Source organism: Lentzea sp. NPDC006480, assembly GCF_040611995.1.
In the GTDB taxonomy this organism is placed as follows: Bacteria; Actinomycetota; Actinomycetes; order Mycobacteriales; family Pseudonocardiaceae; genus Lentzea.
In genome coordinates this window covers 1-13,863 of sequence record NZ_JBEXPJ010000023.1, presented here as the reverse complement: position 1 = coordinate 13,863, position 13,863 = coordinate 1, and the positions used below count along the sequence as shown (strand labels likewise).

The following is a 13,863-nucleotide window of genomic DNA, read 5'->3' as shown; positions in this document are numbered from 1 at the left end:
TGAGGCATGAACGACGTGACCGTGACTAGGACGCTGGTGATACCGGCGTCCGAGTTGCGCGAACGTTTTTCCAGGTCAGGTGGGCCGGGCGGGCAGGGAGTGAACACCGCGGACAGCCGCGTGGAGCTCTCGTTCGACCTGGCTGCCTCGCCGTCGGTCCCCGAGCACCTCAAGCGCCGGATGCTCGACCGCCTGCAGGGCAGGCTGGTCGACGGCGTGCTCACGATCGCCGCGTCCGAGCACCGCGCGCAGCTGCAGAACCGCGCCGCCGCACGGGAACGGCTCGCCGCGATTCTGCGCAGTGCCGCCGCGCCACCGCCTCCGATGCGCAGGCCGACCAAGCCCACGAAGGGCTCGCAGGAACGCCGCATCGCGGGCAAGAAGCGCCGTGCGGAAACGAAGCGCGGCCGCGGTCGTTCAGGCTCCTGGGACTAGCGCGTAGATCCGTTCCGGCCGGCCGGTTCCGCCGTACCGCAACCGAACCTCAGCACGACCCGTCGACACGAAGTGCTCCAGGTACCGGCGTGCGCTGACGCGAGCAACGCCGGTCGACGAGGCGCATTCCGACGCTGAAAGCCCTTCCGAATGCGACCTGAGCGCGTTCTCCACGAGCCGCGCGGTCTCCGGCGTCAACCCCTTGGGCAGCAACGGTTTCGAGGTAGGCCGAGCACCGAACACCTGGTCCACGTCGGCTTGCCCGGCCGAGTCCAGCCGGTGCAGCTTGTCCCGCAACGACGCGTAGTGCGCGAGCTGGTCGCGCAGCGCCGAGTAGTCGAACGGCTTGATCAGGTAGTGCAGCACACCACCGCGCATCGCACTGCGCACGGTCTCGACGTCGGTCGCCGCCGTGATCACGATGACGTCCACGTCCTCGTTGGCGCGCAACGACTTCAGCACTTCGAGTCCGCTGACGTCCGGCAGGTAGACGTCGAGCAGCACCAGGTCCGGTTTGAGAGAAGCCACCAGCCGCAACGCATCCGCGCCGTTGTGCGCGACCCCGGCCACCTCGAACCCCTCGGTGCGCGCGACATAGCCGCTGTGCACCTTGGCCACCATGAAGTCGTCGTCGACGACGAGCACCCGGATCACCAGGGCAGCCTTGCCGTGAAGACCGAGCCGGTGACGCTCACCGAACCTCCGCGCCGCAGGCACGCCCGCCTGATCAGCGCGAGCCCGATACCGCGTTCACCGTGCGATGCCGCCTTGGTCGTGAACCCGTGCCGGAACACCTCTTCGGCCAGTTCCGGTGCCACCCCGGGACCTGAGTCGCGCACCACGACCTGGACCTCGTCGTCCAACTGCATCACACCCACCTCGATCCACTTCCCAGCTCCGTTCGTGCTCAGCGAGCTCAGTGCATCCAACGCGTTGTCGACGAGATTTCCCAGCACCATCACCAAATCCGCCGACAAAGCTTCGTCGACGCGTCCCAATACGCTGTCCGGGCCCATCCGCAGCGCGGTGCCGCGTTCGGACGCGAGCGACGCCTTGGCGATCAGCAGCGCGGCCACGGCGGGGTCGCCGATCGACGAGCTGACCTCGGCCCGCCACTGGTCCTGCGCCGAGCTGATCTGGTGCACGTAGTTGGTGACTTCGTCGTACTCCTTCAACGAGATCAGCCCGGCGATGGTGTGCAGCCGGTTAGCGAACTCGTGCGCCTGAGCCCGAAGCGTGTCCGTAGCGTGCTGCGATGCGTCGAGTTCGTGTTGCAGCGCAAGGAGTTCCGTGCGGTCTCGCAACGTCACGACGGCGCCGGCACCCTCGATCGGCATGCGGTTCACCGTGAGCACGGCGCCCTGCCGCAGCACCAGCTGGTCGACACCGGTCGCGCGGCCGGTCAGCACGTCGCGCAGCCGGTCGTTGAGCTCCAACTCCTCGACGGACCGGCCGACCGCGTCCTCCGGCAACGCCAGCAGGTCGCTCGCGTGGTCGTTGACCAGCGTGATCCGGTTCTGCCCGTCGAGGCCGACGACGCCTTCCCTGATGCCGTGCAGCAATGCCTCGCGGTTCTCCACGAGCGCGGTGATCTCGTGCGGCTCCAGGCCGAGCGTCTGGTTCTTCACCCGGCGGGCCAGCAACAACGACCCGGTGACGCCGATGACCAGCGCGATCGCCAGGTACCGCAGCACGTCGACCGGCTGGTTCAGCGCCCCGGCGAACAGGCCAGGCTCGATCGCACCGGCGATCACCATGCCGTTGACCTTGCGGGTCTGCTCGTCGAACACCGGCACGTGCGCCTCGATCGAGTCGTCGACCGTGCCGACCCAGGCCTTGCCGTCGAGCGCCGTCGTCGGAGTGTCCAGTTTGGACCCGATCTGGGCCGGGTCCGGGGACGCGATCACGATCCGCCGGGCGTCGACGATCAGCACGTAGGAGGCGCCGGAGAGGCTTCGCGCGGTCTCGGCGGGCGCGGCCAGGATCCGCCAGTTGCCCATCGACGTCTGGACGACGTTCGTGGCTGCCACGTTCTCCGCCACGGACAGCATCCGGCGCTCCTCGTTGGAGCGAAAGTTGCTGCCCAACTGGACGACCGTCAGCGCGCCGACCGCGCACAGTAGCAACGTGACGACTACGAGTTGCCACACTAGGAGCTGGCTGGCCAGGGAACGGCGGCGACGCATGAGACCTCCCGTGACCAGAAAGACCGAAAGAAACCTTAGAAGCGCAAGAGCGACATCAAGGTTTACACCAGAGCAACATGTCGAACCACGCGGATGAGAGGCGGGGATCACAGTGTCGGTGAAGGTGTGGGTGGCGGTGGCGACGGCGTTGCTCGCCGTCCTCCTGGTGCCACCGCTGCTGACGCCGGGTGCGGACAGCGGCGAGACCAGCCAGGTGCGGGCGTTGCGCGTGCTGGTGCCGAACCAGCCCGGCGGCGGTTACGACATCACGGCCCGCACCGCGGCGAAGGCCATGGAGGACGCTGACCTGCTGCGCAACGCCGAGGTGTTCAACCTCCCCGGCGCTGGTGGCACGGTCGGCCTCGGCCGGACGGTCGGCGAGCGCGGCAACGGCAAGCTGATCATGTCGATGGGCCTCGGTGTCGTTGGCGCGGTGTACACGAACAAGTCGCCGAACTCGCTGCTCGACACCACCCCGATCGCGAAGCTGATCGAGGAACCGGGCATCGTCGTGGTCGCGAAGGACTCGCCGTACACGTCGTTGCAGCAGCTCGTGGACGCGTGGAAGGCCAACCCCGGCAGCGTGACGGTCGGCGGTGGTTCGGCTCCGGGCGGACCTGACCACCTGGCGCCGATGCTGATGGCCAAGGGTGTCGGGCTGGCGCCCAAGAGCGTCAACTACATCCCGTTCGACGGCGGCGGTGAGCTGCTGGCTTCCGTGCTCGGCGGCAAGGTCGCGTTCGGCGTCTCCGGCGTCGGCGAGTACCGCGACCAGATCCAGGCCGGCACGTTGCGGGTGCTCGCCGTGACGAGCTCGAAGCGCATCAGCGGCATCGACGCGCCGACGCTCAAGGAGTCCGGTGTGGACGTCGAGTTCACCAACTGGCGCGGCATCGTGGCTCCTCCCGGCATCACGCAGACCGACCGCGACAAGCTGGTCGACCTGCTGCAGCGGATGCAGAGGACACCGCAGTGGGCAGAGGCGTTGCAGCGCAACGGCTGGACCGACGCCTTCGCACCGGGAGACCAGTTCAAGACGTTCCTGGAAAGCGAGAACAAGCGGGTGGCAACGGTGCTGAAGGACTTGGGGCTGGCATGACGACCGAGACTCCGGCGCAGCCGAAATCCTGGCTGCGCGAACGTTCTGAGCTGGGCATCTGCGCCCTCCTGGTCGTGCTCGGCGTGCTGGTGCTGACCGACGCGCTGCGCATCCCCACCGACTTCGCCCAGCGCGGTCCGGTCGGCCCGAAGGCGGTGCCGATCCTGGTCGGCTCGCTGCTGCTGGTCGTCGCGGTGCTGCTGGCGCGGGACGTGCTGCGCGGCGGCCGTGGTGAAGCGGAGGGTGGTGAGGACGTCGACCTGACCGAACCCGCCGACTGGCGCACGGTCCTGCTGCTGTGCGGTGCCTTCCTCGCCAACGCCGCGCTGATCGGCCTGGTCGGTTTCCCGATCTCCGGCGCGATCCTGTTCTGGGGCGCGGCCTACGCGCTCGGCAGCCGCGCCTACGTCCGGGACCCGCTGATCGCGGCCGGACTCTCGATCCTCACGTTCGTGGTGTTCAACAACCTGCTCGGCGTCCCTCTCCCCGGTGGCCCGTTGATGGAGGTGTTCTAGGTGGAACAACTGCTCGACGGCTTCGCGACCGCGCTGACGCCGACACACCTGCTGTTCGCGGCGATCGGCGTGCTGCTCGGCACCGCGATCGGCGTCCTGCCGGGCATCGGCCCGGCCATGGCGGTCGCGCTGCTGCTGCCCGTCACCTACGGCATGGAACCGACCGGCGCGTTCATCATGTTCGCGGGCATCTACTACGGCGGCATGTTCGGTGGCTCCACGACCTCGATCCTGCTGAACACACCAGGCGAGAGCGCGGCGGTCGTCACGGCGTTCGAAGGCAATCCCATGGCCCGCAAGGGACGTGGTGCGCAAGCGCTTGCCGCGGCTGCCATCGGCCACTTCACCGGCGGCATCATCGGCACGATCCTGATCGTGCTGCTGGCCCCGTTCGTGGCCAAGCACGCGGTCGACATCGGTGCGCCGGACCTCTTCGCGATCATGGTGCTGGCCTTCATCGCGGTGACCTCGGTGCTCGGGGCGTCCCGGATCCGCGGCGTGGCGTCGTTGTTGATCGGCCTGACTTTGGGTCTGGTCGGCCTCGACGAGATGACCGGCCAGCAGCGCCTCACGTTCGGTTCGCTGCACCTGGCCGACGGCATCGACGTGATCGTCGTGGCGGTGGCGTTGTTCGCGGTCGGCGAGGCGCTGTGGGTGGCGGCTCACCTGCGCCGCAAGCCGTTCACACCGATCCCCGTCGGCCGTCCGTGGCTGTCTCGGTCGGATCTGAAGCGCACCTGGAAGCCGTGGTTGCGCGGCCCGGTGATCGGCTTCCCGTTCGGTGCGATTCCCGCCGGTGGCGCGGAGATCCCGACCTTCCTGTCGTACGTGACGGAGAAGCGGCTCTCCAAGCACAAGGACGAGTTCGGTCACGGCGCAATCGAGGGTGTCGCGGGCCCGGAGTCGACGGCCTCCGCTTCCGCCGCGGGCACTCTGGTCACGATGCTGACCCTGGGCCTGCCGACGACGGCCACCGCGGCCGTGATGCTCGCGGCGTTCCAGACCTACGGCATCCAGCCCGGCCCGTTGCTGTTCCAGCGCGAAGCCGGCCTGGTGTGGGCGTTGATCGCGTCGCTGTTCATCGGCCTGACGCTGTTGCTCGTGCTGAACCTGCCCCTCGCACCGTTGTGGGCGAAGCTGTTGCGGATCCCGCGGCCGTACCTGTACGCGGGCATCCTGTTCTTCGCCTCGGTCGGCGCCTACGCGGTGAACGCGGACATCTTCGACCTGCTGCTGATGTTCGTGATCGGCCTGCTGGGCTTCGGCATGCGCCGCTACGGCCTGCCGGTGCTGCCCGCGATCATCGGCGTGATCCTCGGCCCGGCCGCGGAACAGCAGATGCGCCGCTCGCTGCAGCTCTCCGACGGCTCGCTGACCGGCCTGGTCAACAGCCCGATGGCGATCATCGTCTACGTGGTCGTCCTGGTGATCGTGTTCTTCCCGCTGATCAAGAAGTTCCTGCCGAAGCCGACGCCTCCTGCGGCTCCTGTGCAGGAGCGCGAGAAGGTTGATGCCTGATCGCGCACGACAAAGCCCCCGCTCTCCCGGCGGGGGCTTTGTCGTCTGCTCAGCCGTGGGTGGGGAAACCCAGGTTCACGCCGTGCTGCTGCGGCCACCGCGCCGTGATCGCCTTCGCGCGCGTGTAGAACTTCACGCCCTCAGCGCCGTGCACGTGCGTGTCGCCGAACAGCGAGTCCTTCCAGCCGCCGAACGAGTAGTAGGCCATCGGCACGGGGATCGGCACGTTGATGCCGACCATGCCCACGTGCACGCGACGCTGGTACTCACGCGCGGCCAGGCCGTCGCCGGTGTAGATGGCCGTGCCGTTGCCGTACTGGTTGGCGTTCACCAGTTCCACGGCGTCCTCGAACGTGTCGGCGCGCACGACGGACAGCACCGGGCCGAAGATCTCGTCGGTGTAGATCGTCATGTCGCGCGTGACGTGGTCGAAGAGCGTGGGCGCGAGCCAGAAACCGTCCGCGTGGCCCTCGGGTGCGTAACCACGGCCGTCGACGACCAGTGACGCGCCGGCCGCCTCGCCCGCGTCCACATAGGACTTGACCTTGTCGCGGTGCACGCCGGTCACGAGCGGACCCATCTGAGCCGAAGGGTCCGTGCCGGGCAACACCGACGGGTGCAGGTCACGCGTCCGCGAGGCGATCTTCGAAACGAGCTCGTCCCCGGTCTCGCCCACGGCCACGACCACCGAGATGGCCATGCAGCGCTCACCGGCAGAGCCGTAACCTGCGGAGACAGCGGCATCAGCGGCCACGTCGAGATCGGCGTCCGGCAGCACGACCATGTGGTTCTTCGCGCCGCCCAACGCCTGCACGCGCTTCCCCGCCGCCGTTCCACGCGAGTAGACGTGGCGAGCGATCGGAGTCGAGCCGACGAAGGAAGCAGCGGACACGTCCGGGTGGTCGAGCAGGGCGTTGACCGCGAAGGCGTCGCCCTGCAGCACGTTCAGCACGCCGTCGGGCAGCCCGGCCTCCTGGAACAGCTCCGCCAGGCGCACGGACGCGGACGGGTCGCGCTCGGAAGGCTTCAGGACGAAGGTGTTCCCGCAAGCGATGGCGATGGGGAACATCCACATCGGCACCATCACGGGGAAGTTGAACGGCGTGATGCCCGCGACCACGCCCAGCGGCTGGCGGAACGAGTACGCGTCGACACCGCGCGAGACCTGCTCGGAGTGCTCGCCCTTCAGCAGCTGCGGGATGCCGCACGCGAACTCGACGACCTCCAGGCCGCGCTGCACCTCGCCGGCGGCGTCCGACAACACCTTGCCGTGCTCGGACGTGATGATCGCGGCCAGCTCGTCGCGGTGAGTGTGCAGCAGATGGCGGTAGGCGAACAGGATCCGCGACCGCGTCGACAGCGACGACTCGGACCAGGACTGCGCGGCCTTCAACGAGGAGGACACCGCGAGGTCGACGTCGGCCTGCTCGGCCAGCACGACCTGAGCGGCGACCTCACCGGTGGCCGGGTTGAAGACGTCGGACGTGCGGGACGACACCCCCGTGGTGCGGGCGCCGTCGATCCAGTGGGGGATGGTGCTCAACGCTGTCCTCCTGGGGGAGCTGTCGTGCTGCGGACTACGAGAGAGGGATTGAGGAGATGGCGCACGGGTTCGGTGCGCTCGTCACGAACTCGCTGCAGGAGAGCGAGAGCCGCCAACCGGCCGAACTCGGCACGGGGCTGGTCGATCGTGGTCAGCGAAACGTGGCGCAGAGCCGCCAACGAGGTGTTGTCATACCCGACAACGGAAACGTCGTGCGGCACGCGCAGCCCGGCGTCTTCCAGAGCTGAAATGGCACCAACGGCGTTGAAGTCGTTGCAGGACAGGATGGCCGTGGGCAATGAATCGGAGTCGATCAGCGAACGGATCGCCCGAGCCCCGGCAACATCGGTGTACTCGGACGAGACGATCTGCGGCGCCAGCCCGTGCGCCTCCATGGCGGTGACGTAACCCCGCCGACGAGGCCCGGCCTGAGTGCCTTCACCACCGTCCAAATGGGCAATGCGCTTGTGTCCCAACGACACCAGGTGATCGATCGCGAGTCGCGCACCCTGCTCGCCGTCGTCGTTCACGGTATCCACAGTGGACACCCGAGACGACCGCGCGACCAGCACCACGGGAAGTTGTTCAGCGGCCTTGCCGATCGCGGTGGCAGGGACGACGGGTGACAGGAGGATGAGTCCGGCCGGGCGGAACGACAGCAGCGACTCCACCGCGCGGCGCTCACGGGCGGGCGAGCGGCCGCCGGTGTTGATGATGATGTCGAACCCCTGCTCGCGCGCCACCTCGTCGATGCCGTCCACGACCTCGGCGAAGAACGCGTTGTGCAGGTCGGACACCATCACGCCGAGCACGGTCGACGTGCGCGAGGCCAGCGACCGGGCCATGGCGTGCGGCGAGTACCCCAGCTCCTCCGCGGCCTTCAGCACCGCACTGCGTCGCGCCTCGCTCACCTTGGGTGAGTTGCGCATGACCAGTGACACCAGTGCGCGGGAAACCCCCGCCCGCAGAGCGACGTCTTCCATCGTCGGCCTGACCATCTGAAGTCACCTCCCCTCTTGACACCCTGTGGCCGAAGTTACAGCATTAGAGCGCTCCAACCAATAGAGCGCTCTAACACATCACAGCCGATGAACAGGGGAAACCTGCGATGCGGATCGGAGTAGCGGGTGTCGGCAGGATCGGCACCATGCACGCCACCAACCTCGCCGCACTGGATCGAGTCGACGAGGTGCTTCTCTTCGACCCGGTGCCCGGTCGTGCCGCGCAGGCGTCGGCTGAGATCGAGGGGACAACCGCTGTCGACGACCTGATCGGGCTCCTGGACAACGTCGACGGGGTCCTGCTCGCCACGCCGACGAACACCCACCCGGACATGCTGCGCTCGGCGATCAGCCGTGGTGTCCCGACCCTGTGCGAGAAGCCGATCGCGAGCGACGTCGAGGAGATGTCCGCGCTGATCGAGGACGTCGAGAAGTCCGGCGTCGAGGTGCTCGTGGGCTTCCAGCGCCGGTTCGACCCGGCGATCTACGAGCTCCACCGCCGCATCCGCGCGGGCGAGGTCGGCGACATCTACCTGGTCAGGGCGGTCGGCAACGACGCGAACCCGCCGGACTTCTCGTATCTGCCCGCGTCCGGCGGCATCTTCCGCGACCTGCTGATCCACGACCTGGACTGCGTGCCGTGGCTGGTCGGCGAGCCCGTCGTCGAGGTCTACGCGAGTGGGTCCGTCCTGGTGCACCAAGCGTTTGCGGACGCCGACGACGTGGACAACGCCGTGGTGATGCTGAAGTTCGCGGGCGGCGCGCACGCCACGCTGGCCGGCGGCAGGCACGACCCGGTCGGTTACGACCACCGCATCGAGGTGCTCGGCAGCAAGGACTCACTCGTCGCGGGCGTCGACCCGCGCACGCCGTTGAACTCGCTGGAGCCCGGCGGTCACGTGGCCGGACCGGACGCCTACCCGGGCTTCCCGGAGCGTTTCCACCGCGCGTACGTCAACGAGATGAACCTGTTCACGCAGGTCATCAAGGGCGAGGTCGCGAACCCGTCACCGGCGCGGGAGAGTTTGATCAGCCTGCGCCTGGCCGAAGCGTGTGAGCAGTCGCGCCGCACCGGCGCACCGGTGCGGATCGAGGGGAACTAGGCATGGCGAAGATCGCTGGGGCACCGATCTCCTGGGGCGTGTGCGAGGTCCCGGGCTGGGGCAACGTGCTCCCGTCCGACACGGTCCTCGCCGAGATGCACCAGCTCGGCCTCACCGCCACCGAACTCGGCCCGCCCGACTACCTCCCGGCCGACCCAGACGCGCTCAAGACCCTGCTGAGCAGCCACGAGCTCACGCTCGTCGGTGGCTTCCTCGCCGTCACGCTGCACACCGACGTCCAGTCCACTCTGGACGAAGCCGACCGCGTGGCGGGCATTCTCGAAGCGGGTGGCGCGGAAGTTCTCGTGCTCGCCGCCGCGACGGGCCTCGACGGCTACGACGAGACGCCCAAGCTGACCGACGACGAGTGGAACACCCTCGTCGACACCTGCGCGAAGATCCGTGAGATCGCCGCCGGGCACGGGCTCGCGACCGTGCTGCACCCGCACGTGGGCACCCACGTCGAGCGGGAGGCGGAGGTCGACAGGTTCCTCGCGGACTCCGATCTCCAGCTCTGCCTGGACACCGGCCACCTCCTCATCGGTGGCACGGACCCGGTCGAGCTGGCGCGCCGCTACCCGGACCGCATCGGTCACGTGCACCTCAAGGACGTGCGTGACGAGATCGCGGCGAAGGTGCGCAGCGGCGAGCTCAGTTACACCGATGCCGTGGAACAGGGCATCTACGTGCCGCTCGGGGACGGCGACGTGGACGTGGAAGCGCTGGTGAAGCTCGTTCAAGAGGCGGGCTACACCGGTTGGTTCGTGCTCGAGCAGGACACCCAGCTCAAGGACGGAAGTCCAGTGGACAAGCCACTGAAGGACACCGGGCGCAGCCTCGCGCACCTCAGCAAGATCCTCTGAAGGGACTGGAGACGATGAAGTCTCGCTTGGTCATCCGTGCGGGCGTTGCTCTCGCCGGTGTTGCTCTACTCGCCGCTTGTAGCGGTCCCACGGGCACCAATACCCAGAACACGCAGAACAACAGCTCGTCCGGAAGCTCGGGTGACCTCAAGGTCGCCGTCATCACGCACGGCACCGCGGGCGACGCGTTCTGGAGCGTCGTGAAGGTCGGCGCGGAGGACGCGGGCAAGCAGCTCGGTGTCGGCGTCACCTACAACTCCGACGGCGACCCCGGCGCCCAGGCCAAGCTGATCGACAACGCCGTGTCGCAGAAGGTCGGCGGCATCGTGGTGTCGATGGCGAACCCGGACGCGCTGAAGACGTCCATCGAGAACGCGGTGAAGGCCGGCATCCCGGTCATCACGATCAACTCCGGCAGCGCGAAGAGCGCGGAGTTCGGTGCCATGGCGCACGTCGGCCAGGAGGAGTCGATCGCCGGTGAAGAGGCCGGCAAGAAGCTCAAGGCCGCGGGCAAGACCAAGCTGCTGTGCGTGATCCACGAGGCCGGCAACACGGGCCTCAACCAGCGCTGCGACGGTGCCCGCACCGGCTTCGGCGGCGCGGTGGAGAACCTCCAGGTCGACATCTCCAACCCGACCGACGTCGAGGCCCGCATCAAGGCCAAGCTGCAGTCCGACACCGCGGTCGACGGCGTGCTGGCGCTCAACCCGCAGGTCGCCGTCAACGCGGCATCGGCCATCAAGGGCGCGAGCTCCAAGGCCCAGGTCGCGACGTTCGACCTGAACGCGGACGTGGTCGCCTCGATCAAGGCCGGTGACGTGCTGTTCGCCGTCGACCAGCAGCAGTACGAGCAGGGCTACCTGCCGATCGTGATGCTGAAGCTCTTCAAGGAGAACGCGAACACGCTCGGTGGTGGCAAGCCCGTCCTCACCGGTCCCGGCTTCGTCGACAAGTCCAATGTGGACAAGGTCGCGGAGTACGCCAAGAACGGCAAGAGGTAAGGAGGAGGCGGGGAGATGACCGTGACGGCCCAAGCTCCACCGGCTACCGACGAACGGCTGAGCAAGCCCAGGGCGATGGATCAGCTGATCAAGCGTCCTGAGATCGGTGCCATGCTCGGCGCACTGCTCGTGTTCCTGTTCTTCTCCGTGGTCACCGAGCAGTTCCTGAGCGTGGGTGGTGCGGCCACCTGGCTGGACGACGCCTCGATGCTCGGCATCATGGCGGTGGCCGTGGCGCTGCTCATGATCGGCGGCGAGTTCGACCTGTCCGCTGGCGTCATGACGGCGTCCACCGCGCTCGTCACGGCTCTCCTCGCCACCCAGCTGGGACTCAACGTCTGGCTGTCGTTGCTGGTGTCGCTCGCCTTCGCGTTGTCGGTGGGCGCGTTGAACGGCTGGCTCGTGATGCGCACGGGCCTGCCGAGCTTCATCGTGACGCTGGGCAGTTTCCTCGCGTTGCAGGGCCTCAACCTCGGCATCACCCGCCTCGTCACCGGCAGCGTGCAGGTGTCGGGCATGCGGGCGACCGACGGCTACGAGTCGGCCGGCTTCCTGTTCGCGTCGACGTTCCAGGTCGGTGGCCAGAGCTTCTACGTGTCGATCATCTGGTGGGTGCTGTTCACGGTCATCGCGTCGACGGTGCTGATGCGCACCAAGTTCGGCAACTGGATCTTCGCGATCGGCGGCGCCGCACAGAGTTCCCGTGCGGTCGGTGTGCCGGTCGTGCGGTCGAAGATCCTGCTGTTCATGACCACCGCGTTCGCCGCGTGGCTGGTCGGCTCGATCAACATCCTGCGGTACGCGAGCGTGCAGGCGAACCAGGGCATCGGCCTGGAGTTCCAGTACATCATCGCGGCGGTGATCGGCGGCTGCCTGCTGACCGGTGGCTTCGGGTCCGCGGTGGGCGCCGCGATCGGCGCGCTGATCTTCGGCATGGCGCGGCAGGGCATCGTCTACGCCGGCTGGAACAGCGACTGGTTCCAGCTGTTCCTCGGCGTGATGCTGCTGGCGGCCGTGCTGGTGAACAACATGCTTCGCCGCCGGGCGGAAAGGGTGAAGCGATGACCGCACTCATCGAGACCGAGAACATCGGCAAGACCTACGGCAGCGTCATCGCACTCAGCGATGTGTCCACTGTGGTCAACGCCGGTGAGGTCACCTGCGTGCTCGGCGACAACGGCGCGGGCAAGTCGACGCTGATCAAGATCCTGGCCGGTGTGCACCAGCACGACCAGGGCTCGTTCAAGGTCGAGGGCAACGAGATCAAGTTCTCGTCGCCGCGCGAGGCCCTGGACCACGGCATCGCGACCGTGTACCAGGACCTCGCGGTCGTGCCGCTGATGTCGGTCTGGCGCAACTTCTTCCTGGGTTCGGAGCCCACGACGAAGTTCGGTTTCCTGGACCGCAAGAAGGGCCGGGAAGTCACCAAGAAGGCGTTGTCCGACATGGGCATCGACCTGCGGGACGTGGAACAGCCGGTCGGCACGCTGTCCGGTGGTGAACGGCAGTGCGTCGCCATCGCCCGCGCGGTGCACTTCGGTGCCAAGGTGCTGATCCTGGACGAACCGACCGCGGCGCTCGGCGTGAAGCAGGCCGGTGTGGTGCTGAAGTACGTGGCGCAGGCGCGTGATCGCGGCCTCGGCGTCGTGCTGATCACGCACAACCCGCACCACGCTTTTCCGGTCGCCAACCGGTTTCTGCTGCTCAAGCGCGGCCGTGCGCTCGGCAGCTACGAGAAGAACGAGATCGACATCAACGAGCTGACGCGGCAGATGGCCGGTGGTGCCGAGCTGGAAGCGCTGGAGCACGAGCTGCGAGGTGTCGAGGCGTGACGTCGCTGGAAGTGCTGACCGTCGGCCGGGTCGGGGTCGACCTCTACCCGGAGCAGTCCGGGGTGCCGTTGGCCGAGGTCAGCACGTTCGCCAAGTCGCTCGGCGGGACCGCGACCAACGTCGCGGTCGCCGCCGCACGGCTCGGCCGTCGTGCCGGGGTGTTGACGAAGGTCGGGCCGGACGGGTTCGGAACCTACGTGCGGCAGGCACTTGAGGGCTTCGGGGTGTCGTCGGAGCACGTCGGCACCTCGCCGGATCTGCTGACACCGGTGGTGTTCTGCGAACTCAACCCGCCCGCGGATCCGCCGCTGTTGTTCTACCGGCTGCCGATCGCGCCGGATCTCACGCTGAGCGAGGACGACGTGCCGTGGGAGCTCGTGCGCGAAGTCCCGCTGTTGTGGGTCACCGGCACGGGTGTTTCCGCTGAGCCCGCACGTGGTTCGCAGCGGATGATGCTGGCGAACCGGGCCCGGCACGGGCACACGGTGCTGGACCTGGACTACCGGCCGATGTTCTGGCCGGACGTCAAGACCGCGCGCGAAGAGATCAGCTGGATGCTCGACCACGTCACGGTGGCCGTGGGCAACCGGACCGAATGCGAGATCGCGGTCGGCACGTCGGACCCCGACGAGGCTGCCGACCGGCTGCTGGCGCGCGGAATCTCGTTGGCGCTGGTCAAGAAGGGCGCCGAGGGCGTGCTGGTGGCGACGCCGGAAGGCCGGTGGACGGTCGAGCCGACACCGGTCGAGGTCGTGTGCGGGCTCGGT

14 protein-coding genes are annotated in these 13,863 nt (G+C 67.9%); 10 read left to right on the top strand and 4 right to left on the bottom strand.

The features are described 5' to 3' along the window. The first annotated feature begins 6 nt into the window (after positions 1–6). Positions 7–435 (top strand): alternative ribosome rescue aminoacyl-tRNA hydrolase ArfB, encoded by a 429-nt coding sequence (gene arfB / locus ABZX92_RS12150; protein WP_355557122.1) that lies wholly within the window; start codon positions 7–9, stop codon positions 433–435. Here the strand turns inward: arfB and ABZX92_RS12145 are convergent. Together ABZX92_RS12145 and ABZX92_RS12140 are read right to left on the bottom strand one after the other, a co-directional pair. After that, positions 418–1,089 (bottom strand): response regulator, encoded by a 672-nt coding sequence (locus ABZX92_RS12145; protein WP_355557119.1) that lies wholly within the window; start codon positions 1,087–1,089, stop codon positions 418–420. The two genes, arfB and ABZX92_RS12145, sit on opposite strands and share 18 nt — an antisense overlap. After that, a complete protein-coding gene (locus ABZX92_RS12140; protein ID WP_355557117.1) occupies positions 1,086–2,621 on the bottom strand; it encodes a sensor histidine kinase in 1,536 nt (511 codons plus the stop codon). The genes ABZX92_RS12145 and ABZX92_RS12140 overlap by 4 nt, the downstream gene beginning before the upstream one ends. Positions 2,622–2,751: 130 nt before the next feature. Here ABZX92_RS12140 and ABZX92_RS12135 point away from each other — a divergent pair, with 130 nt between their 5' ends. From ABZX92_RS12135 to ABZX92_RS12125, 3 genes are read left to right on the top strand one after another with little or no spacing between them, the layout of a single operon-like run. Then, positions 2,752–3,720 carry a tripartite tricarboxylate transporter substrate binding protein gene (locus ABZX92_RS12135; RefSeq protein WP_355557276.1) on the top strand — a complete coding sequence of 323 codons (969 nt, stop codon included), beginning with the start codon at positions 2,752–2,754 and terminating at the stop codon, positions 3,718–3,720. Beyond that, on the top strand, positions 3,717–4,235 hold the full coding sequence (locus tag ABZX92_RS12130; RefSeq protein WP_355557114.1) for a tripartite tricarboxylate transporter TctB family protein: 519 nt from the start codon (positions 3,717–3,719) through the stop codon (positions 4,233–4,235). Before ABZX92_RS12135 ends, ABZX92_RS12130 begins: the two co-directional genes overlap by 4 nt. Beyond that, entirely contained in the window at positions 4,236–5,753 is a 1,518-nt protein-coding gene (locus ABZX92_RS12125) for a tripartite tricarboxylate transporter permease (protein WP_355557111.1), read from the top strand. It abuts the gene before it with no gap. Between the two features lie 49 nt (positions 5,754–5,802). Here ABZX92_RS12125 and ABZX92_RS12120 read toward each other — a convergent pair whose 3' ends face one another. Next, positions 5,803–7,296: a CoA-acylating methylmalonate-semialdehyde dehydrogenase gene (locus ABZX92_RS12120; protein WP_355557109.1), complete on the bottom strand. Its 1,494-nt coding sequence runs from the start codon at positions 7,294–7,296 to the stop codon at positions 5,803–5,805. Beyond that, positions 7,293–8,294, bottom strand: a complete 1,002-nt coding sequence (locus ABZX92_RS12115) for a LacI family DNA-binding transcriptional regulator (protein ID WP_355557106.1) — start codon at positions 8,292–8,294, stop codon at positions 7,293–7,295. The genes ABZX92_RS12120 and ABZX92_RS12115 overlap by 4 nt, the downstream gene beginning before the upstream one ends. A gap of 110 nt (positions 8,295–8,404) precedes the next feature. Between ABZX92_RS12115 and ABZX92_RS12110 the strand changes: the two genes are divergently transcribed. From ABZX92_RS12110 to ABZX92_RS12085, 6 genes are all read left to right on the top strand, one after another. Beyond that, positions 8,405–9,400, top strand: coding sequence for a Gfo/Idh/MocA family oxidoreductase (locus ABZX92_RS12110; protein WP_355557104.1), 996 nt, complete (start codon positions 8,405–8,407; stop codon positions 9,398–9,400). Between the two features lie 2 nt (positions 9,401–9,402). Further along, complete coding sequence (locus tag ABZX92_RS12105) at positions 9,403–10,263, top strand: TIM barrel protein (RefSeq protein WP_355557101.1); 861 nt, start codon at positions 9,403–9,405, stop codon at positions 10,261–10,263. Positions 10,264–10,277: 14 nt separating this feature from the next. Continuing rightward, positions 10,278–11,264 carry a sugar ABC transporter substrate-binding protein gene (locus ABZX92_RS12100; protein WP_355557099.1) on the top strand — a complete coding sequence of 329 codons (987 nt, stop codon included), beginning with the start codon at positions 10,278–10,280 and terminating at the stop codon, positions 11,262–11,264. A 15-nt stretch (positions 11,265–11,279) separates the two neighbouring features. Then, positions 11,280–12,329 carry an ABC transporter permease gene (locus ABZX92_RS12095; protein WP_355557097.1) on the top strand — a complete coding sequence of 350 codons (1,050 nt, stop codon included), beginning with the start codon at positions 11,280–11,282 and terminating at the stop codon, positions 12,327–12,329. After that, positions 12,326–13,096 (top strand): ATP-binding cassette domain-containing protein, encoded by a 771-nt coding sequence (locus ABZX92_RS12090; protein ID WP_355557094.1) that lies wholly within the window; start codon positions 12,326–12,328, stop codon positions 13,094–13,096. The genes ABZX92_RS12095 and ABZX92_RS12090 overlap by 4 nt, the downstream gene beginning before the upstream one ends. Continuing rightward, positions 13,093–13,863 (top strand): PfkB family carbohydrate kinase (locus ABZX92_RS12085; RefSeq protein ID WP_355557091.1); only part of this gene is annotated, 771 nt, incomplete at its 3' end. The genes ABZX92_RS12090 and ABZX92_RS12085, both read left to right, overlap by 4 nt.

Coding starts and splice junctions, on each gene's coding strand:
- ABZX92_RS12105 (WP_355557101.1), top strand. CDS start 9,403: ATGGCGAAGATCGCTGGGGCACCGATCTCCTGGGGCGTGTGCGAGGTC.
- arfB (WP_355557122.1), top strand. CDS start 7: ATGAACGACGTGACCGTGACTAGGACGCTGGTGATACCGGCGTCCGAG.
- ABZX92_RS12130 (WP_355557114.1), top strand. CDS start 3,717: ATGACGACCGAGACTCCGGCGCAGCCGAAATCCTGGCTGCGCGAACGT.
- ABZX92_RS12100 (WP_355557099.1), top strand. CDS start 10,278: ATGAAGTCTCGCTTGGTCATCCGTGCGGGCGTTGCTCTCGCCGGTGTT.
- ABZX92_RS12140 (WP_355557117.1), bottom strand. CDS start 2,621: ATGCGTCGCCGCCGTTCCCTGGCCAGCCAGCTCCTAGTGTGGCAACTC.
- ABZX92_RS12115 (WP_355557106.1), bottom strand. CDS start 8,294: ATGGTCAGGCCGACGATGGAAGACGTCGCTCTGCGGGCGGGGGTTTCC.
- ABZX92_RS12090 (WP_355557094.1), top strand. CDS start 12,326: ATGACCGCACTCATCGAGACCGAGAACATCGGCAAGACCTACGGCAGC.
- ABZX92_RS12095 (WP_355557097.1), top strand. CDS start 11,280: ATGACCGTGACGGCCCAAGCTCCACCGGCTACCGACGAACGGCTGAGC.
- ABZX92_RS12110 (WP_355557104.1), top strand. CDS start 8,405: ATGCGGATCGGAGTAGCGGGTGTCGGCAGGATCGGCACCATGCACGCC.